We start from the raw sequence: 26,509 nt of genomic DNA, 5'->3' as shown, positions 1-26,509 counted from the left end.
TAACTAATGGTTCGCGAAGAGTAACGATCTCGGGAAGGATAAGCAAGAGCTAATGATGATAATATTCGTCTGATTTACCTCGAAAAATGTAATAAGCGTAGCCGGTATAGGTTAGTAAGACGGGTAAAAGAATAACAACACCAATTAAAATAAACACTAAGGTTGAATTGGGTGCTGCCGCCTCCCAGATGGTTATCTGGTGAGGAATAAGATAGGGGTATACACTGATTGCAATACCCACATAAGAACAAAGAAAAATTATAATACTACCTGCAAAAGGCTTTACTTCATGCAGTACAGACAAATTTTTTCTACGAATAGCCGATAAATTTTTCCAGGTAAAATAAATCACAATCAGGGTAATTAAAGGCAACGGGCTTAATAAAAGGACGTTGGGAAAACTATACCACCGCTGGAAAATTTCAGTATTATGAAGAGGTGTCCATATGCTTATCAACAATAAAAAGAAACTAATAATAATTAGCAATCCTTTCGCATAATGAATCATTTTTCTCTGCAAACGCCCTTCGCTCTTAAAAATCATCCAGGTGGCCCCTAATAAACCATAGCCACTAACCAAAGCAACGCCGGTAAGTAAGCTGAATGGGGTCAGCCAATCTGTATCATTGATAGTCATAACGGATTCATCAATAGGAAATCCTTGCACGAAGCATCCAAGCACTACACCCTGGAAAAAGGTAGCAGCAAAGGAGCTTAAAGAAAATAACCAATTCCATAATGCCTTGGTTTTATTAGCTTTAAATCGAAACTCAAAACTTACCCCCCGAAAAATTAACGAGATAAGCATTAACATTAAGGGCATATATAAAATAGGTAGCAACAGTCCATAAACTTGTGGAAAGGCACCATAGAGCATCGCTCCACCAAAAACAAGCCAGGTCTCATTTCCGTCCCATACCGGCGCAATGGAATTCATCATTCGATCACGCTCAACTTCATTACCAGTGAAGGGAAATAGAATACCAATTCCCAAATCAAATCCATCAAGAATGACATACATTATTATGATAAATGCCAAAAGCACTGCAAAGACAAAAGGCAACATTATTCCTTCTCCCTGGGTAAGTCCCTCATATACTGAAAAGCATTATGTTGATGTTCCACCTTCTCTTTTTCAATAGGTCCTGTACGTATTAGTTTTAAAAGATAATATAAATAAAATCCAAAAATAACCCCGTAAGCGATGATGAGCAAAATAAAAGAGAGAATCACTTCTTCCATTCCTATGGCTGAAACTGCATCACGTGTTCTCATTAAGTTATAAACTACCCAAGGTTGTCGGCCAATCTCAGCAGTAAGCCAGCCTGCAATAGTGGCTAAAAATCCAAGGGGTGATATGACTATACACCACCGATGAAACCATTTTGCTGAATAAACCGTTCCCTTTATTCGGAGAAAAAGACCAGCAAGCGCTGTAAATAACATAATTAGACCAATTCCCACCATTATTCTAAATGAGAAAAATACAGGAGCAACGCGTGGTTGATCATCTGGAGGGACTGATTTTAATCCCAACATTTCCCCATCCCAGCTATGCGTATTGAGAAGACTTGCAAGTTTAGGTATGGCAATTACATAATTATTTTGTTGTAATGCCTGGGAAGGCCAGGCAAATATCAAAAAAGGAGCTCCTCTTTGAGTGTCCCACACCCCTTCCATAGCAGCTGTTTTTAACGGTTGCTGTTGATGAACACGTAAACCAACAACGTCTCCCATATAAATTTGTAAAGGCACAACAACTAAGGCAGCCCATAAAGCAAATGACAAGCATTTTTTGGCAATACGTAGCGATTTATTGTTCAGTAAATAATAACTTGAAACCGCAATCACAACAAAACAGGTAGTGACATAAGATGCTAAAAGCATATGAATAAATCGAGGAATAAAGGAGGGATTAAAAACAACATCTGACCAACTATCAACAATATATTTTGCATTAGCAAGTTGATAGCCACTTGGCGTCTGCATCCAGGAGTTAGCGGATAAAATCCAAAAGGCAGAAATAGTTGTCCCTATTGCAACGAGCAATGTCGCCATAAAATGTAGTAAGGGTGGGACACGTCTCCAACCAAAAAGCATAATTCCGAGAAAACCTGCCTCCAGAAAAAAGGCTGTTAATGTTTCATAAGCAAACAAAGCACCGAGTACATTCCCAAATTGAGCAATGAAGGGCCCAAAATTTGTCCCTATTTGGTAGGCCAGCACAATTCCTGACACCACGCCCATTCCAAAGGTAAGGGCAAAAATTTTAGTCCAGAATTTACAGATGGTTAAGTAGGTTTCATCCCGGGTTTTTAGCCATACTATTTCCATCAATACCAAAAAAAATGCCAATCCCAGATTTAGAGTGGGAAATAAAATATGGAAACCAATGCTAAAGCCAAATTGTGCACGTGACAATAGTTCTACTATCATGACGACCTCTGGGTATATGCTTATAAGATGTATTAATAATCTATTGGTGTTCAAGCATATAGCTAGATCTGATTGACTACAAGTTTATTTCTTGCTATTGGTGTTCAAGCATATAGCTAGATCTGATTGACTACAAGTTTATTTCTTGGAAAACGAACCCCTATAATCAGCAAATGATTCCTTATAGGGGCACCCTTTAATTCACAGAAGTGGATTTAATATAATTTGTCTTCTCATGAGCAGCCATTACTTTCGCTAATGACGTCAGAGCGTCTTCAAATTTAGTATCGAAATTTTTCTGGGAAATTTTATGACTAGTGGCGCTATCCTGTAAGAATTGAATTTCTCTTAAGGCAATTAAAACTTCTCGGGTTAAACACTCTTGTTTCATAGGCTCTAATCCGTTAATAGATTTCATAATAATTGAACAATGATTAATTATTGTCTTAAGATTAGATTTTTCCTGCCTGGCAACAGCCCTTCCAATACTGCCAGTCTTATGCCAAAGAGGGGCACTGCGAGGACGATGAATTTTTTTTTCTATTGCACTCATATATTCTCCTTAAACCGGTTAATCCTTTTTAAAAAGTATAAGTGATAATTTTTAATTTTTAATTTAAGCATACTTCATGCACAAATTTTTAAGACCCATTAAACTCACGTCTTTCTAATAATAGACTTGCGAAGGAATCGCGCAGGGGATAAGGCTTGAACTAGAGTTCTTGGTAGGAAGAAAGCATCCTGGTTAATTGAAGCAGCCAACCATTCAGCAGCAAGAGGAATTGTGGTTAATCCCCTGGAGCCAAAGCCGGCACAAAGGTATAACCCAGGATAATAGGAACCCGCCGTGGGTAACCAACGTTTTGCATTGGTTTTTAAAGTGGCGAATTGTAGATTAAACTCCAACTCGTTTGGCACAGGGCCTACCGCAGGTAAATAATCAGTCGTCGCTCCCCTGACTCCACACCAGCTGTTTTTTACCTGATTAGACCAATTTAGCTGAGGAGCAATCTTTTGCAAGCGCAATAAATTAACCAAGTCGTCAGCCGTGTCACAATGATGATAGCTTACCCCCAGATGATAAGTTGCTCCAACTGCATGATGATTGTTCTTTGCCGGCAAGATATGTCCGTCACCACATAGGGGGATTTTTAAACTCTCAGTGTCTCGATTACTTTCAATTTCGCTCATTTGTCCGCGAATAGGCTTAAGAGGTAAAAAACTGGTTTCGCGAAACTGTGCCGCTTGATGACCGCTGGCAATCACCAAAATTTCAGCAGAATAATTATCAGCATGCCACCTGTTCTTCTCCAGATTTAATTCGCTCACTACAGTATTGGGAATAAACTGAATTCCTGGTTGTTCTATTAACAACTGACATAAAGCTCTGGAATTTAGCCACCCGGATGATGGAATAAACAGCCCACCTGTATCCAAACGAATTCCTGTCAAATTGGAAGCTTGACTCGCATCAACCAATAAGCCTAATTCTGGATAAACCGAGAGCCATGGGGCCAAGCTCGCCTGGGCTAAATGCTCTTTTTTATTAAAAGCCAGTTGAAGTATTCCACACAATTCGCCTATGGGATGTTCTCGAAATAATTTTTTGTATTCTCGCGTGGCAAATAAAAAGGCAGTTAACATAAAAAGGGTGAGAGGAGATTGATAAGAGGACAATTTCGGATAGATAACAGCACTTTTATTGCCAGAGGCGCCACTGCCGACATCACTTTGCCCATCAATCAATACGACATCCCAATGCCGCTTACTTAATGCATGGGCCATATAACAACCGGCAAGTCCTGCCCCAAGTACTATAGCCCTTTTCCTGATTACTTTGGGAGGAATATTGGCATGCCAGGGAGTTGTCCGAAATGGGCTCTTAACAGGCTCAGACGCAGGGATATAATTTGCACTGATCATATCTCGCTTTCGCCCAAACCCTTTCACTTTTTTGACCTCAAAACCCGCCTGCTGCAGGTTTTCTTTTACCAAACCGGCAGCAGAAAACGTGGCCAACGTTGTTCCTGTTCTCGATAATAAACCAATAGAATGAAATAACTCTTTCGTCCACATGGAAGCATTCTTTGCGGGAGCAAATCCGTCTAAAAACCAGGCATCTATGTATTGCGTTCTTAATTGACTCTCTAGACTCTGAACACCACAAATAAGCAGCTCATTAAAGCAGGAGGTTGCATCTCCAAACATTAGCATTAGATTGATGCGACCGTCCTCAAAATTTAAATGATGAAATCCGGGAGTAAGAACAGGGTAATCGGCAAGCAACGCTTGGGCTTGTTCTTTTAATTCAGGCCATAAATCCAGACATCTTGCCAAATCCCCTTTCGTTAACGGAAATTTTTCACAGCTGATAAAATATAAACGTGCAGAAGCTGGCGCATGTCGCATCCATAAGGACCAGGTTAAAAGAAAGTTTAAGCCACTACCAAATCCGGTTTCACCAATTACAAATTGTTCATTAGTCAAGATCTGCCAACGCTCTATTAAGTGATTTCCCTTAATAAAAACATGTTCAGTTTCTTGTACACCGCCTTCAGTTGAAAAATAAATATCATCAAATTTCATAGAAAACGGCAAACCATTACGCCATGATAGCTTTGCCGTCTCAACGGGAACGAAGGGACTACTCACATCATACTCTTTAAGCCATTGCTGAGGCCACCTTATTGTTTAAAGGGTTTTTCTTATCAGTAATCCAATGTCGTAATTTCGGTACTAGCAAGAAAAGCAACAAGGATGCTGCAAGGGCAAATATTCCAAGATTAAAAAAAACATCACTATAGCCGCTATTGGTAGCTAAAGGCAAGCTGGTTTCTTGCCCTGATGTCATCCAATTTGAACTGTAACTTGACAATGTTGCACCTACCCCAGTCATTAGCATCCACATCCCCATCATAATACCTTGCAAATTATTCGGCACTAAAACACCAACCATCGCATAACCAATGGGTGAAATAAGCAACTCTCCTACACTCTGTAAAGTATAACTTAATACAATCCAACCGGGAGATACCATGCCTGAGGAACTGGCTCTGGCAATTCCCACAGGCAGGAGCACAAAAGCTAAGCCAATTAATAATAACGCAAAGGCAAATTGGGTAGGTATATTCACCTGAACACCATACGAGCGCATGCGATTGAGAATATAGCTTAATAAAGGCCCACCAATAATGATGCTAATTGTATTAATATTTTGAAACCATTGTGGCGCAATAATAAAGTTGCCCCAATGACGTTCAACATTGTTTTCGATGAAATGCGTCAAGCCCATTGGCCCTGTCTGATAAAGCACCCAAAATACAGTGCTAACAATCATTAAGACAGCAAAGGCAAGTAATTTTTCTCGGGCATCACGAGAGGGTTGACGATTAGCAAACCCTATAGTTATCACTAACATCAAAGCGCCAGTCAACAAAATTAGTTTATTGGCCCAATCAGCAAAATGAATAAATTGACTTAATAAAAAAGGCAGAGAAATTACTATGGCTATACCGCCAAATATGGCGCGCTTTTTATTTCTCCCTGAAAGCTGACTGTAGGCAGTTTTTTTATCATCCAGAATATTCCAAAAATATAAGCATATAAAGATAGCAATCAGATTTCCCAAACTGCTAAATAAAAATAGTCTTTGATAATTTTGTGATAGCTGAAAATACCCACTTAAAGTAAAACCCACTAAAAATCCAATATTCATTCCAGCATAATTCCACAGAAATGCCATCTCCCGACGATAATCTTTTGGATCAAAACGTTGTGTTAACATGCAATTAATGCACGTAACATTAAGGCCACTGCCCGTTAAAAAGAAACCCAGGGCACAATAAAGATAAACGTTGCTCTCCAATGCCAGCAGAATACAACCAATAATCTGCGCTATCATTCCAAGACAAAAAAGAGCCCGATTTGATAGAAATCTTCCACCGCAATAACCGCCCAGAAGGTGTAAAGCAAAATTAGCGGCGACAAAAATTCCAGTAATGCTATTCGCTGAGAGTGCCGATATTCCTAATTTTTTTGTCATATATAAGACTAACGTTGAATACAGCACACTAAAGCTTAAAGTTGAAAAAATCTGAATGAAGAAGAGTGCAACAGTAGCCTGAGGCAAATCACTCCAAACTAAAATTTTGCTATCAACTGTAGACATTAGATGCCATCCTTTGTTAGCCAAGATTCTTCGACTATGACATGCAATTTTTTACCTGTCTACGTGCAATTTAGAGAAAATTTCCCGAATAAATAATCTTCTTACAAAAACCTGCATTTTCTTTACACTCCAGGCATTTTCTTTACATTTTTTACTGCCTTTTTTAAAAGTTATTGACATTTTTTTCTACAAAGAGAAAATGTACAAATTTTGGCTTTTAAAACGTATAAATAATGACGAACTACCAGTAAAAAATAACTTTATATCGGGTGCAATTAAGCTGCGAACTTTTTAATCAATCATTTCTTGACGTTCCACGGCTGTCGGCCAAAAAGAAAGCACTTTAATCACACTCACTGCCATCCCAACAGCGTGTAACAGGGGTTAGTAATGCACAAAAAAATCTATTTAACAGGCATCGAAAAACGACCAGGAAAGTCTTTTGTTTCCTTAGGATTCCTGGCTTTCTTAAAAGAGCAACAGGCTTCTCTTCGCTGCTTTAAACTTTTTTCTGAGTCTGATGCATCACAAATTCCTTTACTCGAGACGATAACGAATCAGTCCTTGCACCCTCTGATGAATGTCAATCAGGCCATAGCAATGATGCGTACGAATCCTGCGGATTTGGTTTCAACAGTACTTGAATCAACACAGACTGCAGATACCAAGACACTGGCTTACTTTGAAGGGACTGATTTTGAAAGTGACAATGATGTTTTTGAATATCAATTTAATTTAATGTTGGCTTATCAGCTAAATTGTGAGGTGGTATTAGCAGTCTCTGCTAAAGACAGGACGTTGGAGCATACGCTTTCCCTGTTAAAAAATGCGCTTGAAATTAGCAGAAAAAATCATGCGCGTGTTGTAGGTGTAATTATCAATCGTGTAACCAGTCTACAAGAAACAGAAGCATTGGAATTATTTCATAAACAGCTACCTCATCTTGCTTTTGTGGCGATTATTCCTGAATTTGAATCATTAGCTAATCCCTCTGTGCATGACATAGCTACCAAATTACGCGCAGAGATTATCTGTGGAGAAAAAGAATTACACCGACCTGTCAGGCAATTTACTGTTGCTGCAAAAACAATTAGTAATTTTTTGGAATCGCGCCTGGATAGAAATGGAATGCTAATTATTACTCCAGATGATCGTATTGATATTCTTTTAGGTTCTCTACTCGCTGACCAATCTGCTTATTATCCCAAAATTGCGGGCATTATTTTAACAGGAGGTGAAATGCCAGGGCCTGTTATTCGAGAAATTCTTGCCGGCCTTGAGCATCCTTTCCCTGTCCTTTTAACCCGACTAAAAACCTATGAAACAGCGACTGCTTTATTTTCGGCTAAATTCAGTCTGACGGCAGCAAATCCTGCAAAGGTCACCAAAGCAATTGATGCCATGCGTCCTTATCTGACAAAGTCTGTACTTAAATTGCTAAGTGATAAATCGCAGCAGCCCCGGTTAAGTCCCGCAGTTTTTCTTTATGAAATTAGTAATAAAGCCCAAAAACCCAGGCAGCATATTGTGCTTCCAGAGGGTGATGATGCACGTATATTAATCGCTGCTGATTATTTGCTAAAACGCAACATTGTTCAAATCACACTGTTAGGACAGGTTGAAAAAATCCAGCTCTTAGCCAAGCGTCTAGATTTGGAGTTACCTAATATCAATATTATCGATATTGAAAAATCAAAGTATCGAGAAACTTATGCCAAAAAATATTTTGAATTAAGACAACATAAAAATGTTAACCTTCCTATTGCGCTTGAGCGCATGTCTGACATCAATTATTTTGCAGCCATGATGGTTTTTTGCGGCGATGCAGATGGTATGGTTTCTGGTGCGGCTCATACGACTGCTGATACTGTACGACCTGCTCTGGAAATTATTAAAACAAAGCCAGGTATTAACAAGGTCTCCTCCATCTTTATTATGTGTTTACCCGCTCGCGTATTAATTTATGGGGATTGTGCAATTAATCCCGAACCAGATAGTCAAACTTTGGCTGAAATCGCAACTCAAGCGGCGCAGATTGCTAAAAAATTAGGAATTGATCCGAGAGTGGCATTGCTGTCTTACTCCTCAGGTCATTCGGGTAAAGGTGAAAGTGTTGAAAAAGTGGCTAAAGCTATGGAAATAGTTAAACAATTACAACCTGATTTACTCGTTGAAGGACCAATACAATATGATGCAGCCGTTGATCCTGACGTAGCTGCTAAAAAGCTACCGCACTCTAAATTAAAAGGTGATGCGAATGTATTAATCTTTCCTGATCTGAACACTGGTAATAATACTTATAAAGCAGTACAACGGGAAAGTGGTGCTTTAGCGATTGGGCCTGTTTTACTCGGTTTAAATAAACCCGTGAATGATTTAAGCAGAGGCTGTACACCGCAAGATATTATAAATACGATTCTAGTTACAGCAATTCAGGCGCAAGGGGATAAAAAATGAATGTATTAACCATTAATGCAGGTAGTTCTTCTATTAAATACAAAGCGTTTAAGGTTGATAATCAGCAAGTATTTCCTTTAGTAGCTGGATTAATTGAAGGAATTGGTGAAACTCAAGGCCAGTGGCATCACACAAACAATAAAGGGATAAAGGAATCTCAACACCTGGTATTCCAAAATCATGAAGCGGCCTTTGGCCTCTTGGCAGCCAAACTACAGAAGGATTTGGATAAATATCCAATTCAAGGTGTCGGCCATCGTGTTGTTCATGGAGGAGACGATTATTACCTTCCTACAATTGTAACGCCTGAAGTATTGGAAAAAATACGTCATTTATCCCAGTTGGCTCCTATTCACAATCCAGTCAATGCGCTTGGTATTCAGTTTGCGCAGCAACATTTTAAGCATGCGCTGCATGTTGCCGTATTTGATAGTGGGTTTCATCACAGTATTCCCTCACATATTCATCAATATGCCATCAACAGAGAGATTGCTAAAAAATACCAAATAAAACGGTATGGATTCCATGGCATCAATCATGAATACGTTGCTCGCACTGCAGCAGTTTATTTAGGCAAATCTCTGGAACAATGTAATTTTATCAGCCTTCATTTAGGGAATGGAGCTAGTGCCTGTTTGATTAAAGAAGGTAAATCATTCGACACGACGATGGGCATGACACCTCTTGCAGGTCTCATTATGGGAACACGTTGTGGTGATATTGACCCGGCAATTCCTTTGTATTTGCAATATCAAGGAATGACAACTGAAGAAGTGGATACTCTTTTGAATAAACAAAGTGGACTTAAAGGAATCGCCCAGGAAAATGACATGCGTCACCTCATTGAACGTGCCTTGGGAGGGGATTATTCTGCAAATCTTGCTATTGATATGTATGTCTATTCATTACAAAAAATAATAGGAGCTTACAGCAGTCAAATTGCCAATTTGGATGCACTTATTTTTACAGGAGGTATTGGGGAAAACGCTGCTGTAATTCGTGAAAAGATAGTCCTGCCCTTAAAGCATTTAAATTTTGAGTTAAATCTAACTGTCAATAAGACAAGAACTCATGCAAATTGCCAGGACATTTCACTTCAGGGCAAATCGATATTAGTTATACGCGGCGATGAAGAAGCATTGATTGCTCAGAAAGTTGAGAACATAGTAATTAAACTGTTGTAGCCTTCTATCTGGCAGTCAAATGCAACCAAAGCTAAAGCACTGCCGAGCTAAGTCAGCAGCTTAACTTGCAGCTTCTATTTCGTTTGTAGATCTTTGGGCAGCACGGTGAGTCACAAAGCCATAATGATTGGTTATAAATTCCTCTTTTATGGCTAAAACCTGTTCGACTTTAAGGCGTGCACCGAATTGCCCTACTACTTCTGCCGCAGCCCTGTTGGCCAATACGGTAGCCAATTGTGGTGCATAACCATGAGTAATCGCATACAGATAAGCCCCAGCAAACATATCGCCAGCACCAACGCTATCTACAGCGTTCATGGGCATGGTAGGCACAGTAAGAATCTCTCCATCCACTGCGACAATAGCACCCAATTTACCACAGGTTACAATTAAATGATGGGTTAAGGGTTGTAACAAGGCGATAGCTGCTTCCAAATCATGAGCCTCAGTAAATAAAAGAGCTTCTTCTTCATTGCAAAATAAAAGATCGATACGTTCATCTATTACGCTTAGCAATTCAGGTTTAAAATAGCGCACTATATTAGGATCAGACAACGTTAACGCTACTTTTGTTCCTGATTGTTTTGCCTGACGTTTCGCCATTAATAGCGCTTTGCGTGCAGAGGGCGAAGTCACTAAATAGCCTTCAAGATAGAGGTATTCAGCAGCTGCAATTGCCTCCAAATCCAGTACTTCGGGACATAAAGTTTCAGAAATTCCTAAATGAGTATTCATTGTGCGCTGTGCGTCTTCAGTAACCAAAACAAGACACTGTCCGGTAATGCCTTGCGGCAAGTGATGAATGTTTAAATTGCAATCAATACCTAAAGCTGTCAGCTCCTGGATAAATAAACGCCCTGCCTCATCATCAGCTACCTTGCAGCTATAAAATCCTTGACCACCAAACTGGCTCAGGGCAATCAAGCTATTGGCTGCAGAACCGCCACAACCACTATGACAAAACTTGTCTTTCAGTTCAGTGAATAAATATTGATGCGTTGCCTCATCAGTTAATGTCATGACTCCTTTTTCAACATTTAAAGCTTGTAACAAGGCTTCATTGACCTTTGCATCTCTATCAAGTAATGCATTACCTATACCGTAAACATGATATTTTTTCATTCGACCCGAACCTTTGTCATAGTAGCCAGAACTGCTTCTGCCGCCTCAATGGTTAAATGAATTTCTTCCTGTTGATGAGCACTGGATACAAAGCCAGCTTCATACATGGACGGTGCAAAATAAATTCCTTTTTCCAGCATACCATGATAAAACTGTTTAAATAACTGTTCGTCTGATGAAGCCACATCATTATAATCAGAGATTTGCTCTTTATTATTAAAACAGAAGCCAAACATACCACCTAAAGAGGCATGGCAAAAAGGTAAATGGAAGGACTCAACAACTTCGGCGATGCCTTCTATCATAGCAGCGGTCGTTTGACTTAATGCTTCATAAAAGCCTGGCTTTTCTATTTCAGACAAAGTTGCCAACCCTGCAGCCATAGCTAAAGGATTTCCTGATAAAGTACCAGCCTGATAAACTGCCCCTTCTGGTGCTAAATGTGCCATGATATCGGCCTTTCCGCCTACTGCTCCAACCGGCATACCACCACCTATTACCTTACCTAAGGTAGTAATATCTGGAGTTATACTATATAAAGCCTGAGCCCCACCTAAAGCCACTCTAAAACCAGTCATCACCTCATCAAAAATCAGGAGAGTATCATGGGAATTACATAAATCACGTAATCCTTGTAAAAATCCAGGTTGAGGTGGTACAAATCCCATATTACCAGCTACTGGCTCTAAAATAATTGCTGCGATGTCGTCACGATATTTAGCAAATAAAGCTGCTGTTTGCTCAAGATTATTAAAATCAGCAGTCAAAGTATGTTCTGTAATGCTGGCAGGAATTCCTGGCGTTGAAGGAATGCCCAACGTTAATAAGCCTGAACCTGCCTTAACCAGCAAGCTATCATTATGGCCGTGATAACAGCCATTAAATTTTATTACCTTATTTTTCCCGGTAAATCCCCGGGCCAATCGTATAGCTGTCATGGTGGCTTCAGTTCCTGAATTAACCATGCGCACTTTTTCAATAGCAGGCATAAGTCGTGTGATTTTTTGTGCAAGCTTTACTTCAAGCTCAGTAGGTGCACCAAAGCTCATACCACGATGTAAAACCTCACTCACTGCATGCACTACATTAGGGTGGCAATGACCAAGAATAAGGGGCCCCCAGGAACCGACATAATCAATATAATGCTTATTATCGGCATCGACTAAATAAGCTCCCTTTCCCTGCTTAAAAAATATAGGATTACCACCTACCCCTTTAAATGCACGTACTGGAGAATTAACACCACCAGGAATTACTGCTTGCGCCTGAGTGAATAATTCTTGAGAATAAGTCATGGCTACTCCATTGTCCTGAAAAATTGTTCTATTCTACCGTTTTTAAATGGTACTGACAAAAAATACGACAGAAGTTGCTTTACTTTAAGAGAAGCAATCGCTAAATTAGCCCCTTTTAATGGTTTAGAGTAAAACAGTATGCAAGAGTATAAACGTTATATTTGCGTTATTTGTGGCTTTATTTATGACGAGGCAGAAGGATGGCCTGAAGATGGTATAGAACCAGGAACTCGCTGGGAAGATGTCCCGGAAAATTGGTTTTGTCCTGATTGTGGTGCAGGGAAAGAAGATTTTGAAATGGTTGAGATCGAGTAGTCCAATTTTAATATAACCATTTAAACTATCTATTGTCATTCCCGCGAAAGCGGGAATCCACATTCTTCTAGATCACTACTTCTCAAACAAATTTGAAGTGTATTAAAACGGTTTAAGTACTACCAACAATACAATGGCTATAAGAAATAAAGTAGGCAATTCATTAAATACTCTATAGAAGATTGCTGATTTTGTATTTTCTCCCTTTGCAAATTGTCTTCCGAAGTGACCGCAAGTCAAATGATAAACCCACAATAAAACAACTAAACCAAGTTTGGCATGCATCCATCCTGCTTTTAAATAATAAGAAGGATTAAAGAGGACTAACGTGAAGCCGAGGACTGTAGTAACAATTCCGGCGGGCCAGGTAATGCCATAATACAGCCGTCGCTCCATTATTTTAAAGCGATCAATACTGATAGCATCACTTGCCTGTGCATGATAAACAAAAAGACGCGGAAGGTAGAAAAGACCCGCAAACCAGGCCACCATCGCAATAATATGAAAAGCTTTTATCGTTAACATCCACTACACCTACTGCTTACGCTTACGTTGCCGGCGGGATCTTCTCAACAAATTAAGCATTTCTACTCCTAATGAAAAACCCATTGCAAAATAAATATAACCACGAGGAATATGAAAAGCAAAACTGTCAGCGACTAAAACCATTCCAATCAGAATTAGAAAGCTTAATGCCAGCATTTTAACCGTGGGATGTTTATCAATAAAACGACTCACTGGTTCACTGGCATAGATCATCACCAAAATGGCAAAAGTAATCGCCGTTGCCATTACCCAAAAATGCTTTGTCAAACCAACGGCTGTGAGGACACTATCTAAAGAAAAAATAACATCCATTAGAGCAACTTGAATTATAACACCTCGAAACGTGATTACTTTATCAGTGCTTAGAGCGGTTAAATCGTCAATATGTCCTTCACCCACCTCAAGATGAATTTCCTGTGTGGCCTTGGCTATTAAAAAAGCACCACCTGCTAAAAGAAAGAGGTCACGGCCTGAAAAGTGAAGCCCTCCAATACTAAACAAAGGGGTTGTTAGTTTTACTAACCATACAGCTGACGCCAGTAATAAAAGTCGAGTTACCCATGCAAATGTCAGACCCCATCGACGTGCTTTCTTTCGCTGCTCCTTAGGTAATTTTTCAGTTAAAATTGACAGGAAGACCAAATTATCTATCCCTAAGACTACTTCCAGAATAGTCAGAGCCAAAAGACTTACAATAATGTCTAAAATATCCATTTTCCTGCTTTTATTTAATTTAATATTATATTGTCTACTGGAATCGAAGAAAGGTAAATAATTCACATTTTAATGGATCTGAGCTATAATAATGCGGCGTTAGGAAGGCTAATTATCAGGGTGACCACAATCATTAAATTAATCAAAAAGCTGTTACGTAAATCTAGAGCCAATCATCCACCTGTGGATGCCAGCTACATCATTCCACGCACACAGCATAATGTTTCAAAAACAGACATCAGTATAAACGCACTTAAAGTTTTAAACCGTCTAAATAGTGCTGGTTTTCAGGCTTATTTGGTGGGTGGCAGTGTTCGTGATCTGTTATTAGGTAAGGCGCCTAAAGATTTTGATATTGCTACAAACGCAACCCCCAATCAAATCAAAAAACTTTTTCGTAATGCACGAATTATTGGACGACGGTTTAAATTAGTTCATATTATTTTTCATCGTGACATTGTTGAAGTAGCTACCTTTCGCAGAGCAAGTGAATCCGAAAATGAAACTGTTGAAACAAATCAACTGACCAATGAAAGAGGCATGCTGGTTCGAGATAACGTCTACGGGACTTTAGATGAAGATGCCTGGCGCCGTGATTTTACGGTCAATTCCCTCTATTACAATATTGATGACTCCTCTATTGTTGACTTTACAGGTGGCGTTGCCGATGTTCAACAGCGTCTATTGCGTATTATTGGTGATCCTGCCACGCGGTATCAGGAAGATCCTGTGCGCATGCTGCGCGCTGTTCGCTTTAGTGCAAAATTACATTTTGAACTTGCAGCGGAAACAGCAGCTCCTTTACAGAAACTCGCTCATTTGATCAAAGACGTCTCAGGTTCACGTCTGTTTGATGAGATGACTAAATTGTATCAATGTGGAGAAGGAGAGTCCGTACAACGTCTGTTGGTGGAACATGGGTTATTTCCTCATCTTTTTGAGCAAACAGCAAATTTATTGTCTGGCAGTGAATATCCTGTCAATGCTCTACTAGGTATTGCCCTGGAAAATACCGATGCCCGAGTTCGTGATAATAAACCAATCACTCCTGCTTTTTTATTTGCCGTTCTTCTTTGGTTTCCTTTAAAAGCGCGTGCTGTTTATTTACAAGAACAAGAAGGACTGGATCCGCTTCCTGCCCTGGAAAAAGCAATGTCAGAAGTTATTGTCGAACAGAATCGGGTTGTCACTATTCCCAAACGTTTTAGTCAGGTTATGCGGGAAATTTGGTTACTGCAATTCCGTTTTCCAAAGCGATATGGTGGACGTGCTTTTAACTTGTTACAGCATCCAAGATTTCGCGCTGCTTATGATTTTCTGGCTTTGCGCGCTTTGGCAGGTGATGAATCCATTGAGCTTGCTCAATGGTGGACAAATTTTCAAGATTCTGATGAAAAATCTCAATTAGCAATGGTCAAGGCTTTAGCACCACAGCCTTTACCTCAGAAACATCGTAAGCGGCGTAAATCTAAGAAAAGCACTATCCCGTCACAATGAACCTATGTTATTTAAGTCTTGGCAGTAACCTGGATTCTCCCGAGAGGCAACTTCGCAAAGCCTTACAATCGTTGCGTACCCTACCCTCTACACATTTACTTAAAATAGCTAGCCTTTTTAGAAGTAAAGCATGGGGAAGAAAAATTCAACCTGATTTTGTTAATACTGTTGTAATGTTAAAAACATCACTTACACCGCAACAATTATTGAGAGAGTGTCAAAAAATAGAGCAAAAGCACGGAAGAGTGCGTACTGTACGCTGGGGAAGCAGAACACTTGATATTGATATATTGCTTTATGGTTCTTTAAGAATATGTTCAAAACCACTGATGCTTCCACACCCACGCATCCATTTAAGGGATTTTGTTTTCGTTCCCTTGCTTGAAATAGCAGCCGAACCTATACAGTTACAAGGCACAGTTCTTACCGAACTGATTGAAAATGACGAAAATTGTGTAACAATAAAATCAAAAAAATAAATAATTGCTCTTCTGAGTCATAAGCCATCGCGGCTACAGATCTTACCTCATAAACACTTATGCTAAAAGAGTGTGTCAGATGGAAAAATCCAATTTGAGCCTAGAACCCTTAGGGGCCACCACTGTATTGTTAGCAAGCATAGGGTGTTGCTTGAAAAAGGATGGATAAGCTACTGATTCAGCCGCTTTTGACTTTAAAAGATCTACAAATAGCTTCATGTCCCATCACTTCTGCAATATCAACAGGAAGCAACTTAATTGAGTTTTCATTGTCTCCTAAGTTTATACGCTGAGCAATTTTCTAGCAATTCTGTCTTTAACCTCCTCCCCATAGAAAGCATAATTTTTAAGCAAATCATCTTTTGTTGATTCAAATACTGTTACCGCAGATTTTTTAAACTGTTGCTTATAATAATCTAAAGGCACGAAATCAACTGCAACCTCTGCTGAGCCACCTAATTCATTTTTCAATTCTTCTTCGGAAAAAGGAGATGAGCCTAATTTTTCTTCAATTTTGATATGCAGACTAGCACCCATTTTAACTAAAAATGCTTTGAGTACTTGGGGATCTTTTAAGAAACGATTGGATTCATATTTATGATATAGCACTTCAGATAAGAGGCAGATATTCCCTTTATAGGCCGTGAATAACAAACGAGTCGTATCATTGACTCGAATACTATAGATAGGAAGACCTTTTACTCCATGTAATTTTTCAAGCGATAACCTTTTATAATCACCTGACAATAATTTATCAATTTTAATGGGATTGAAGTAGGAAAGAGAAGTATCAAAAGGTCTAAAATTTACGTCCTCAACCTAACCCCCATTTCTATTGTTTTCATATCAAACAAAATTAATTATTGGAACCTCATACTTTCCGGTAAAAAATCAACTAAAATTATGCGTAATGGACTGTCGTTAAGCGAGGAAAAATCGTGTACACCTCTATTTTGCATGCCACCGATTTAAGTGATCAACATTTTGATATTTGTAAAAAAGCAGCCGAAATTGCTTATAATTTTGACGCTAAATTACACTTACTCCATGTGATCGAACCCCCTACAAGTCTGCAATTGGCTCAAAGCCTTGGATTTGCCGAGCTTGCCAATCCTGTTAAGGATGATGCTCAAACAGTAATGAGTCTTTTGGGCGATGCACTAAATATTCCATTAGAGCAACAACATGTAGAAATTGGTTCGCTTAAAACGCATATTTTGGAAAAAGTAAAAACACTGGGTTGCGGTTTAATTATTCTTGGAAGTCATGCGCCGAGTGCTGTCCCTGCTTTTTTAGGCAGTACAGCTTATGCAATGCTTCATCATGCTCCCTGTGATGTATTAACCTTGCGCACATACTTTGTATCAGATGTATAAAATTATACAATAGCAGATGAAGCTCCAAACAGATTATTTCTTTTTGACATGCTTCATTAAACGCCGTTTTCTTTTGATTTGTCGTTCTGTTAATTTATTTTTTTTGTCTTTAAATGGATTCACTCCACCTTTAAACTCCAATCTTAAAGGAGTGCCTATTAAACCCAAATGGGTCACAAATGCATTGGTAAGATAGCGTTTATAGCTATCCGGTAGTGATTCTACTTGATTACCATGAATAACAATAATGGGTGGATTATGTCCTCCGGCATGTGCATAACGTAATTTTATTCTGCGCCCCTGAACCAAGGGTGGCGTATGTTGGCTTACAAAATCTTGTAACAAGCGTGTTAATTTTGGCGTAGAAAACGATTGCATGGCAGAGGAATAGGCTTGCTCAATATCTTTAAATAATAAACCCACACCACTCCCATGTAATGCAGAGATAAATCGAATTTTAGCGAAATGAACAAAATGAAGACGGCGATTCAATTCTTCACGCACATGTTCTTTATGTTCATCAGTCAGACCATCCCATTTATTTACAGCAATTACCAAAGCCTTACCTGCTTCAATTATAAAGCCTAATAAGTGCATGTCTTGCTCAGTTAAACCTTCTCTTGCATCCAAAAGCATCATGCAAACATGAGATTCCTTAATTGATTGTAAAGTTTTTATAACAGAAAATTTTTCAATTTTTTCATCCACACGCGCACGTCGCCGAATACCAGCTGTATCAATAAGAATGTAGCCTTTTTCTTCTCTAGTAAAAGGAATAGCAATACTATCCCGCGTAGTGCCTGGCATATCATAAACAACAACACGCTCTTCGCCCAAGATACGATTAATTAGGGTGGATTTTCCGACATTAGGACGCCCTACAAAGGCTATTTTTATTGCTGCATTGTCAGTCTGCTCTTCAACAGCTGGCTCAAATGATGCTGTTAATTTCCCTAATAGTGCATGCATGCCTCGGCCATGCGTTGCTGAGATAGGATGAACTTCATTAAATCCTAAGGTCTGAAATTCAGCACATGCCATTTCTTCTTGCAGACCATCTGTTTTATTAACAACAAGGTAGACCGGTTTATTTGATTTCCTCAGCTGGTGAGCGATATTTTCATCAACCCCTGTTAAACCGGAGCGGGCATCCACCAAAAACAGAACAATAGTTGCTTCCTCTAAAGCAACTGCCGATTGCCTGGACATCAGGGCATCAACAGCCAAGTCATCTACCCCTACTCCACCTGTATCTATAACAATAAAGGGTTTCTCCTCAAATTCAGCTTGTCCATATTGTCTATCACGCGTTAGTCCTGGAAAATCGGCAACTAACGCATCCTGAGTGCGCGTCAGTCGATTAAATAAGGTTGATTTACCAACGTTAGGTCGACCAACAAGGGCAATAACAGGAATCATTTCATTAGCTCACAGAAAATCGGTTTAATTTGCCATTACTAGTCATGACATAAATATTATTTCGGGAGATAGACGGAGCCGTTGTTATAGCACCACCTAATTGTGCTCGCGAAATTAAATTACCATTGCTTTTTGCAAGCACATGCAAAAGTCCTGTCTTATCGCCAACAATGACTCGATTATCCATTAAAACAGGTTCAGTTAACCCACGAGCTTTTAAAGCCACTTGTTTCCAATTGACCTGTCCATTTTGTCTATTAATAGCCCAAACAACATCATCGCTGTCCGTGATATAAAGTGTTGTGTCATCAATTGCCATATTTTTGTAAACAGACGCAGGCTTGCGCCACAAAAATTGACCATCCACAAGTGATAAAGCGCCTACATACCCCTGATAACTTGCTAAATAGGCTATATTCCCCGAATTATAGGATCTGCATCAATATCAACCAAACGTTCAACATCACTGGCACCAGTAGCATAAGCAATACTGCGTTGCCAAATCAAACGACCTGTTGCCAGATCTACTGCATCCATTTTGCCATCTGAATACCCTACCAGAACAAGTTTATTTCCAACCACTACAGGGGACGAGCTTGCTTTTAAGATTAAACTCGGAGCGCCATGTTCAGAAACCCATAGAGTCTTTCCTGTGACTATATCCAACGCATATAAATTGCCATCAATAGTTTTTGCAATTACTTTACTACCAGTAATAACTGGCTTGGAAAGAACTTCACTGGAAACTTTTGCTGTCCATAATTCACTACCATCCTCTTGTTTTAGCAATGTCACTGCAGAAGAGTCTGTACCAAGAGCAACAGAACCTGCTGCCACACTTGGACCACTAACTATGCCACTTGGCAGTTTTTTGTTCCAAAGTAACTTACCATTTGTCTTATCAACAGCCTCAATTGAGCCGCTGGCATCGGCTGTATAGACCACATTACCCACAATGGCTGGTTTAAGTTTAAGATGAACATTCGTTGTTTTTGCACTCACAGGCACTGACCATTTTTCTTTTAAAGCAACTTTTGGCTTTAAAGGCTCTAATTCAGCTGGTGCTGGAGTATTGTCTTTACCTAACATGTAATTATCAAGATGATTACAGGCTTGTAAAGCCAGGGATAAAGTCAGGAGTAATAGTTTTTTATTCATGTTCATCATTAACCTCTTAAGCAGCTTGAACATTACCATTGTCTTTTCTCATTGATTGAGCAAGAGCAGCTAATTCGTTGGTTTTCATTTCAAGAAAAAGATTCCCCATTCCATGAGTACGTACTTCAGTAATAGCTTCCTTATAGGAATTAATGGCTTGTTGATATTTACCAGTCGCCGCATAAATATCACCTTTCAATTCATTAATAACAGGCATATAAGCTTCATCACTAACCACGGTTAATTCAGCAAGTGCTTTGTCATAAGCTTTTTCAGCAGCAAAAAGACGAGCAATACGAATTTTAGCCACTTGCTTTAGTGCCTGCATTGTTGAATGATTGGCTACATATTCCAGATTCTCACGTGCTTTAGCATATTTATCAAATCCAACATACAGTTTAGCCAAAGTTAAACGCGCAGCATCTGCATAGACAGTCTTATCATAATCATGAATGAGTTGATTGGCATAGGCCCGAACACTTTTATTATCCTGATTTGAAAAGGCAACCATCATTCGCTCATAGGTGCTGGAAGCTTGCATGCTTACTTTATATTGGTGCCATGACCAATATTTATAACCGGCAATAGCAAGCAAAACTATGGAGAGAGCGACAGTAATTATTGAATTATATTTCTGCCACCATTTTTTTATTGCTTCCAACTGTTCTTCTTCTGTCATATATACTGACATCTATTAATCTCCTACCACATTCCAAGAGAGTTCTGTATAAATTTGGCCAATTCCTGCTGCGGAATAGTTACTTGTTCTTCTTCTTTACGCAAGTTTTTTATGCTTATTGTCTGAGTTTTTGTTTCTTCCTCTCCAAGAATTAACGCGAATTCCGCACCACTTTTATCCGCTTTTTTAAATTGACTTTTAAAACTTCCTCCCACCGTGTTGGTGATAATTTCCCAGTTGGCATTAATATCGCGCAGTTGCTCTGCAATCAGAAGTGCCTGCTGCATACCTTCCTCACCTGTAGCAATGATAAATAAAGAAGGTGATTTCGCAGGTCTTAGAATCAAATTTAAATTTTCCAGTAATAGCAGCAAGCGCTCAATACCCATGGCAAACCCTACAGCAGGTGTTGGATTACCGCCTAGCTGTTCTATAAGCACATCATAACGACCACCTGCGCAAACTGTTGCCTGACTGCCTAATTTATCAGTAATCCATTCAAAAACCATATGGCCATAGTAATCCAAACCTCTTACTAAAAAAGGATTGACGGTATAGGGAATTCTCAATTGATTTAGCCCCTCACAAAGATCTGCAAAACGTTTTTTACTTTCGACGCCAAGGGAATCAATTAACTGGGGAGCCTTCTGAAGTAAAGCCTGCATCTGTGGATTTTTGCTATCCAATATTCTCAAAGGATTTCTGTCAAGACGTCGTTTGCTATCCTCATCTAATTTATCAAAATGACTCTTGAAATATTCTATAAGTTTACTGCGGTAATTTTGACGCTCGGTTAACTCACCCAAGGTATTAATTTGCAATTGAACATGGTTTTCAATACCTAATAACTTCCATAAACGCAGGCAGAGAGCAATTAATTCCAACTCAATGGGCACTCCGCTAATGCCTAATGCTTCCACACCCACTTGATGAAACTGCCTGTATCTGCCCTTTTGTGGTTTTTCATGACGAAACATAGGTCCCATGTACCAGAGCTTCTGCTGTTGATTATGAAGTAATCCATGTTCTAAACAAGCGCGCAAACAGCTTGCTGTTCCTTCTGGTCTTAATGTTAAGCTATCCCCATTTAAATCGGTGAAAGTATACATTTCTTTTTCAACAATATCAGTAACTTCACCAATTGAACGTTTAAAAAGATGCGTACTCTCTACGAGAGGGAAACGAATCTCCTGATAGCCGTATTGTTGCATACAGCGAATAAATACAGCTTCAAGTTCTCTCCAGAAAGAAGTTTCATCGGGTAAAACATCATTCATACCCCGCACTGCTTGAATTTTATCAGCCACCTTTATTCTCCATAGGCGTTAGCTGACCAGCACTGCTATTTGATGAAAATATCGCTTGCATTTTAGAAAGATCAGTTAATCGAATATCCGGATCATTTTTCTTCGTTATTGTTTCATTTTGAGAATTTTTAGAAATTGCTATCTGCTGGATATCTCTGTTTTTTTGCCACCATATTCCAACAGCTACTAATACGGCAATTGCTATCAGTCCAGTCAACCAACGAACAGCACGTTCACCTTTATGAGATTCGCGTTTACTTTGCCACAATGCTTTTTCCAGCTTTCTTTCAGGTGTATGCATGATGTTAAAAGTTGCGAGTAAAGGATCCGCAGGAATGCCTAGTAATTTTGCATAGGCGCGTAAATATCCCTTGATAAACACAGGTTCAGGCATTTGTTGATAGTTATCTTCTTCTAATAATTCGATAACTCTAACTCTTAAATGCAATTTACCAGCCACATATTCCTGACTATAGCCTTTCTTTTCACGCACGCGAGCTAATAGCATGCCAGGCTTTTCATGATTATCCTTCTGAACCTCATCCATTGCGATTGTTGTATTCATTCTTTGCTCCGGTATAGTCCGTAAATTTACTTAACTGATTTAGACGTTGCTTATAGTCTAATTCAACATTTTTTTTACCCGCCTGATGAGCTGCGTCAACAGTCAAGGCAAGTAGAGTGGGATCATGGTTGACTGAATCCTGATATTCTTGCAGATACATTAATGCTTTACCAGCATGTTTTTGCTTAAGTTCAATGGTTGCCAATTCATACAATGATTGTTTCCGTTTTGGATCTTGCTCTAATGCTCTTATAAAGTATTTTTTTGCCTTACTATAATCAGGAATGGCTTGCGCACAGAGCCCCGCATTTTCATAGGCTGCAGCGGTATGAATATATTGCACATCACCAGTTGCCCGAAGAAAATAATTTTCAGCCTCAGCATATTTGCCAAGGCGGCATAAAAAAGTACCGTAATTATTTAATTGAGCCCCACTCTTTGGTGCAAGCAATAAAGCTTTTTGATAATAAGTTTTTGCTTCCTTGAGATTACCTGTTTTTTCCAGATAATAAGCCATAGCAACATTGACGTCAGCAGAGTTTGGAGCTAAATCCAACGCATTTAATAATTTTCGTTTTGCCCGGGGCATGTCACCCTGTTTCAAGTAAGCTATTCCTAATTGTGTGTTATAAATAGCTGCCTCTTGAGTTTTGGGTTTATTAGAACTGCTATGCTCGCTCTTTACCGTCGTTGCATGCTGACATGCCGTTAAAAATAGCAATATAAAAAAAGGTAAAAACCGTAAATTCAACACATTCTTCACATGACCCAAAAAAGATGGGTTATTATAACCGTGAACGTAGGAATTTAAAAAGTAAAAACATCTTAATATCTTTTTAATAAAGTGTAGAGCTGAGTTGCATAGGATAATAGGGTAAAGAGAAGATCTTAATTAATTGGAGTAGATAAGCATTAAAAGTAAAATAGGTAAAAAAAAGCGGCACGAGGCCGCTTTGGAATAAAACCCTGGCGATGACCTACTTTCGCATGAGGAAGCCTCACACTATCATCGGCGCTGGTCTGTTTCACTTCTGAGTTCGAGATGGAATCAGGTGGTTCCAAACCGCTATGGTCGCCAGGAAAACTGGTTTTCCAGCTGGGTGGACAGGATTGTTTTATTCTCTGTCTTGCCAGCAGGCTGGTAAAGAAGTTAAGGGCAACACAAGGTTGACTCGTTTAATCGTTTGTTGCCATACCCTGAAGCAATTCAGGTTATATGGTCAAGACAATCAGCCAATTAGTACGAGTTAGCTTCACACATTACTGCGCTTCCACACCTCGCCTATCAACGTCGTAGTCTTCAACGGGCTTCATGGGAAAACTCATCTTGAGGGAGGCTTCCCGCTTAGATGCTTTCAGCGGTTATCCCGTCCGAACTTAGCTACCCGGCAATGCAACTGGCGTTACAACCGGTACACCAGAGGTTCGTCCACTCCGGTCCTCTCGTACTAGGAGCAGCTCCTCTCAATTTTCCTACGCCCACGGCAGATAGGGACCGAACTGTCTCACGACGTTCTAAACCCAGCTCGCGTACCACTTTAAATGGCGAACAGCCATACCCTTGGGACCTGCTTCAGCCCCAGGATGTGATGAGCCGACATCGAGGTGCCAAACACCGCCGTCGATATGAACTCTTGGGCGGTATCAGCCTGTTATCCCCGGAGTACCTTTTATCCGTTGAGCGATGGCCCTTCCATTCAGAACCACCGGATCACTAAGACCTACTTTCGTACCTGCTCGAGCCGTCACTCTCGCAGTCAAGCACCCTTTTGCCTTTACACTCTTGGTACGATGTCCGACCGTACCGAGGGTACCTTTGTGCTCCTCCGTTACTCTTTGGGAGGAGACCGCCCCAGTCAAACTACCCACCATACACTGTCCTCAACCAGGTTTACTGGTCCAAGTTAGAACCTCAATAATAACAGGGTGGTATTTCAAGGTCGGCTCCATGCGAACTGGCGTCCGCACTTCATAGCCTCCCACCTATCCTACACAGTTATCATCAAAGTCCAGTGCAAAGCTGTAGTAAAGGTTCACGGGGTCTTTCCGTCTAGCCGCGGGTACACTGCATCTTCACAGCGATTTCAATTTCACTGAGTCTCGGGTGGAGACAGCGTGGCCATCGTTACGCCATTCGTGCAGGTCGGAACTTACCCGACAAGGAATTTCGCTACCTTAGGACCGTTATAGTTACGGCCGCCGTTTACCGGGGCTTCGATCAACCGCTTCGGATTTCTCCTAACAGCATCAATTAACCTTCCGGCACCGGGCAGGCGTCACACCCTATACGTCTTCTTTCGAATTTGCAGAGTGCTGTGTTTTTAATAAACAGTCGCAGCCACCTGGTCTCTGCGGCCCTCACCAGCTTCGTTTCGCAAGGAAACTAACCAGCAAGGGCGTACCTTCTCCCGAAGTTACGGTACCATTTTGCCTAGTTCCTTCACCCGAGTTCTCTCAAGCGCCTTAGTATGCTCTACTTGTCCACCTGTGTCGGTTTGCGGTACGGTTCTCTATAAGTTATGGCTAGCAGCTTTTCCTGGAAGCTTGGCATCAATGACTTCCCTGCACCCCGTAGGGTCAGGACCACTGTGCACCTTAGCGTTATCAAGAGACCGGATTTGCCAAGTCTCTCCGCCTACATGCCAGTACCGGGACTACCAACGCCCGGCTCACCTAGCCTTCTTCGTCCCCACTTCACCACTTATAGAAAGTCCAGGAATATTAACCTGGTTCCCATCGACTACGCTCTTCAGCCTCGCCTTAGGGGCCGACTCACCCTGCTCCGATTAACGTCGTGCAGGAAACCTGGGACTTCCGGCGAGAGGGTTTTTCACCCTCTTTATCGTTACTCATGTCAGCATTCGCACTTCTGATACCTCCAGCAGACTTCTCAATCTACCTTCTTCAGCCTACAGAACGCTCCCCTACCACGTGCACTAAAGTGCACATCCGCAGCTTCGGTGTATAGTTTTAGCCCCGTTACATCTTCCGCGCAGGCCGACTCGACCAGTGAGCTATTACGCTTTCTTTAAAGGATGGCTGCTTCTAAGCCAACCTCCTGGCTGTCTGGGCCTTCCCACATCGTTTCCCACTTAACTATAACTTCGGGACCTTAGCTGGCGGTCTGGGTTGTTTCCCTCTTCACGACGGACGTTAGCACCCGCCGTGTGTCTCCCGTGATTCAATTAGCCAGTATTCGGAGTTTGCATCGGTTTGGTAAGCCATGACAGCCCCCTAGCCGAAACAGTGCTCTACCCCCAGTAATCATTCACGAGGCGCTACCTAAATAGCTTTCGGGGAGAACCAGCTATCTCCGGGCTTGATTAGCCTTTCACTCCTAGCCACACGTCATCCGATAATTTTTCAACATTACCCGGTTCGGACCTCCAGTTGGTGTTACCCAACCTTCATCCTGCACATGGCTAGATCGCCCGGTTTCGGGTCTACTCTCAGCGACTCGCGCCCTATTAAGACTCGATTTCTCTACGGCTTCCTTATTCAGTTAACCTCGCCACTAAAAGTAACTCGCTGACCCATTATACAAAAGGTACGCAGTCACACTTCCTAAAAAATGCTCCCACTGCTTGTACGCAAACGGTTTCAGGTTCTATTTCACTCCCCTCTCCGGGGTTCTTTTCGCCTTTCCCTCACGGTACTGGTTCACTATCGGTCAGTAAGGAGTATTTAGCCTTGGATGATGGTCCACCCGTCTTCAACCAGGATTTCACGTGTCCCGGCCTACTTGTTCGCATGCCTAGTTCTTCATTACCATGTCGTATACGGGACTTTCAC

General features: G+C 40.5%; 23 protein-coding genes and 2 rRNA genes (1 of these 25 running past the window's edge). 6 read left to right on the top strand and 19 right to left on the bottom strand.

Going from position 1 to position 26,509, the window contains the following annotated elements; all coding sequences use genetic code 11:
- Positions 1 to 49: 49 nt before the first annotated feature.
- The 5 genes from cydB to clem_RS06410 all read right to left on the bottom strand — a co-directional run bounded on the left by cydB (position 50) and on the right by clem_RS06410 (position 6,604).
- On the bottom strand, positions 50 to 1,066 hold the full coding sequence (gene cydB / locus clem_RS06430; RefSeq protein WP_094090877.1) for a cytochrome d ubiquinol oxidase subunit II: 1,017 nt from the start codon (positions 1,064 to 1,066) through the stop codon (positions 50 to 52).
- Positions 1,066 to 2,436 carry a cytochrome ubiquinol oxidase subunit I gene (locus clem_RS06425; protein ID WP_094090876.1) on the bottom strand — a complete coding sequence of 457 codons (1,371 nt, stop codon included), beginning with the start codon at positions 2,434 to 2,436 and terminating at the stop codon, positions 1,066 to 1,068. Before clem_RS06425 ends, cydB begins: the two co-directional genes overlap by 1 nt.
- Before the next feature lie 196 nt (positions 2,437 to 2,632).
- Positions 2,633 to 2,989, bottom strand: coding sequence for a hypothetical protein (locus clem_RS06420; protein WP_094090875.1), 357 nt, complete (start codon positions 2,987 to 2,989; stop codon positions 2,633 to 2,635).
- 104 nt (positions 2,990 to 3,093) lie between these two features.
- Positions 3,094 to 5,088 (bottom strand): bifunctional tRNA (5-methylaminomethyl-2-thiouridine)(34)-methyltransferase MnmD/FAD-dependent 5-carboxymethylaminomethyl-2-thiouridine(34) oxidoreductase MnmC, encoded by a 1,995-nt coding sequence (gene mnmC, locus clem_RS06415; protein WP_094090874.1) that lies wholly within the window; start codon positions 5,086 to 5,088, stop codon positions 3,094 to 3,096.
- 10 nt (positions 5,089 to 5,098) lie between these two features.
- On the bottom strand, positions 5,099 to 6,604 hold the full coding sequence (locus clem_RS06410) for a peptide MFS transporter (protein WP_094090873.1): 1,506 nt from the start codon (positions 6,602 to 6,604) through the stop codon (positions 5,099 to 5,101).
- A 390-nt stretch (positions 6,605 to 6,994) separates the two neighbouring features.
- Here clem_RS06410 and pta point away from each other — a divergent pair, with 390 nt between their 5' ends.
- Positions 6,995 to 9,061 carry a phosphate acetyltransferase gene (gene pta / locus clem_RS06405; protein WP_094090872.1) on the top strand — a complete coding sequence of 689 codons (2,067 nt, stop codon included), beginning with the start codon at positions 6,995 to 6,997 and terminating at the stop codon, positions 9,059 to 9,061.
- The gene (locus clem_RS06400; protein WP_094090871.1) at positions 9,058 to 10,245 is read left to right on the top strand and encodes an acetate/propionate family kinase; all 1,188 of its coding nucleotides are present in this window, start codon (positions 9,058 to 9,060) and stop codon (positions 10,243 to 10,245) included. The genes pta and clem_RS06400 overlap by 4 nt, the downstream gene beginning before the upstream one ends.
- 60 nt (positions 10,246 to 10,305) lie before the next feature.
- On the opposite strand, the gene clem_RS06395 is transcribed toward clem_RS06400, so the two are convergent.
- Positions 10,306 to 11,367, bottom strand: a complete 1,062-nt coding sequence (locus clem_RS06395) for an adenosine kinase (protein WP_094090870.1) — start codon at positions 11,365 to 11,367, stop codon at positions 10,306 to 10,308.
- A complete protein-coding gene (gene hemL, locus clem_RS06390) occupies positions 11,364 to 12,662 on the bottom strand; it encodes a glutamate-1-semialdehyde 2,1-aminomutase (protein ID WP_094090869.1) in 1,299 nt (432 codons plus the stop codon). The genes clem_RS06395 and hemL overlap by 4 nt, the downstream gene beginning before the upstream one ends.
- Positions 12,663 to 12,800: 138 nt before the next feature.
- On the opposite strand from hemL, the gene clem_RS06385 reads away from it, so the two are divergent.
- The gene (locus tag clem_RS06385; RefSeq protein WP_094090868.1) at positions 12,801 to 12,977 is read left to right on the top strand and encodes a rubredoxin; all 177 of its coding nucleotides are present in this window, start codon (positions 12,801 to 12,803) and stop codon (positions 12,975 to 12,977) included.
- Between the two features lie 102 nt (positions 12,978 to 13,079).
- On the opposite strand, the gene hemJ is transcribed toward clem_RS06385, so the two are convergent.
- Positions 13,080 to 13,502: a protoporphyrinogen oxidase HemJ gene (hemJ, locus tag clem_RS06380; RefSeq protein WP_094090867.1), complete on the bottom strand. Its 423-nt coding sequence runs from the start codon at positions 13,500 to 13,502 to the stop codon at positions 13,080 to 13,082.
- Positions 13,503 to 13,511: 9 nt separating this feature from the next.
- Positions 13,512 to 14,237 (bottom strand): TerC family protein, encoded by a 726-nt coding sequence (locus clem_RS06375; protein WP_094090866.1) that lies wholly within the window; start codon positions 14,235 to 14,237, stop codon positions 13,512 to 13,514.
- A gap of 150 nt (positions 14,238 to 14,387) precedes the next feature.
- Here clem_RS06375 and pcnB point away from each other — a divergent pair, with 150 nt between their 5' ends.
- Together pcnB and folK are read left to right on the top strand one after the other, a co-directional pair.
- Positions 14,388 to 15,734 (top strand): polynucleotide adenylyltransferase PcnB, encoded by a 1,347-nt coding sequence (pcnB, locus tag clem_RS06370; protein ID WP_232505607.1) that lies wholly within the window; start codon positions 14,388 to 14,390, stop codon positions 15,732 to 15,734.
- A complete protein-coding gene (gene folK / locus clem_RS06365; protein WP_094090864.1) occupies positions 15,731 to 16,213 on the top strand; it encodes a 2-amino-4-hydroxy-6-hydroxymethyldihydropteridine diphosphokinase in 483 nt (160 codons plus the stop codon). Before pcnB ends, folK begins: the two co-directional genes overlap by 4 nt.
- 282 nt (positions 16,214 to 16,495) lie before the next feature.
- Here folK and clem_RS06360 read toward each other — a convergent pair whose 3' ends face one another.
- Positions 16,496 to 16,960: a hypothetical protein gene (locus clem_RS06360; protein ID WP_094090863.1), complete on the bottom strand. Its 465-nt coding sequence runs from the start codon at positions 16,958 to 16,960 to the stop codon at positions 16,496 to 16,498.
- Positions 16,961 to 17,151: 191 nt separating this feature from the next.
- Between clem_RS06360 and clem_RS06355 the strand changes: the two genes are divergently transcribed.
- Positions 17,152 to 17,589 carry a universal stress protein gene (locus tag clem_RS06355; protein ID WP_094090862.1) on the top strand — a complete coding sequence of 146 codons (438 nt, stop codon included), beginning with the start codon at positions 17,152 to 17,154 and terminating at the stop codon, positions 17,587 to 17,589.
- Between the two features lie 33 nt (positions 17,590 to 17,622).
- On the opposite strand, the gene der is transcribed toward clem_RS06355, so the two are convergent.
- From der to clem_RS06315, 9 genes are all read right to left on the bottom strand, one after another.
- Positions 17,623 to 19,008: a ribosome biogenesis GTPase Der gene (der, locus tag clem_RS06350; protein WP_094090861.1), complete on the bottom strand. Its 1,386-nt coding sequence runs from the start codon at positions 19,006 to 19,008 to the stop codon at positions 17,623 to 17,625.
- A gap of 4 nt (positions 19,009 to 19,012) precedes the next feature.
- On the bottom strand, positions 19,013 to 19,375 hold the full coding sequence (locus clem_RS15290; protein ID WP_269766817.1) for an outer membrane protein assembly factor BamB family protein: 363 nt from the start codon (positions 19,373 to 19,375) through the stop codon (positions 19,013 to 19,015).
- A 44-nt stretch (positions 19,376 to 19,419) separates the two neighbouring features.
- Positions 19,420 to 20,166 carry an outer membrane protein assembly factor BamB family protein gene (locus clem_RS06345; RefSeq protein WP_269766816.1) on the bottom strand — a complete coding sequence of 249 codons (747 nt, stop codon included), beginning with the start codon at positions 20,164 to 20,166 and terminating at the stop codon, positions 19,420 to 19,422.
- Positions 20,167 to 20,182: 16 nt separating this feature from the next.
- Positions 20,183 to 20,857: a YfgM family protein gene (locus tag clem_RS06340; RefSeq protein WP_094090860.1), complete on the bottom strand. Its 675-nt coding sequence runs from the start codon at positions 20,855 to 20,857 to the stop codon at positions 20,183 to 20,185.
- 11 nt (positions 20,858 to 20,868) lie between these two features.
- The gene (gene hisS / locus clem_RS06335; protein WP_232505605.1) at positions 20,869 to 22,122 is read right to left on the bottom strand and encodes a histidine--tRNA ligase; all 1,254 of its coding nucleotides are present in this window, start codon (positions 22,120 to 22,122) and stop codon (positions 20,869 to 20,871) included.
- Between the two features lie 22 nt (positions 22,123 to 22,144).
- A complete protein-coding gene (locus tag clem_RS06330) occupies positions 22,145 to 22,717 on the bottom strand; it encodes a helix-turn-helix domain-containing protein (RefSeq protein WP_094090858.1) in 573 nt (190 codons plus the stop codon).
- The gene (pilW, locus tag clem_RS06325) at positions 22,692 to 23,471 is read right to left on the bottom strand and encodes a type IV pilus biogenesis/stability protein PilW (protein WP_094090857.1); all 780 of its coding nucleotides are present in this window, start codon (positions 23,469 to 23,471) and stop codon (positions 22,692 to 22,694) included. The genes clem_RS06330 and pilW overlap by 26 nt, the downstream gene beginning before the upstream one ends.
- A gap of 210 nt (positions 23,472 to 23,681) precedes the next feature.
- A 5S ribosomal RNA gene (gene rrf / locus clem_RS06320) occupies positions 23,682 to 23,797 on the bottom strand.
- A 136-nt stretch (positions 23,798 to 23,933) separates the two neighbouring features.
- Positions 23,934 to 26,509 (bottom strand): 23S ribosomal RNA (locus tag clem_RS06315); it runs 323 nt beyond the window's last position.

The organism is Legionella clemsonensis (genome assembly GCF_002240035.1).
GTDB lineage: Bacteria > Pseudomonadota > Gammaproteobacteria > Legionellales > Legionellaceae > Tatlockia > Tatlockia clemsonensis.
Note: the sequence above shows the minus strand (reverse complement) of the source record. Positions and strands in the feature narration are given on the sequence as shown.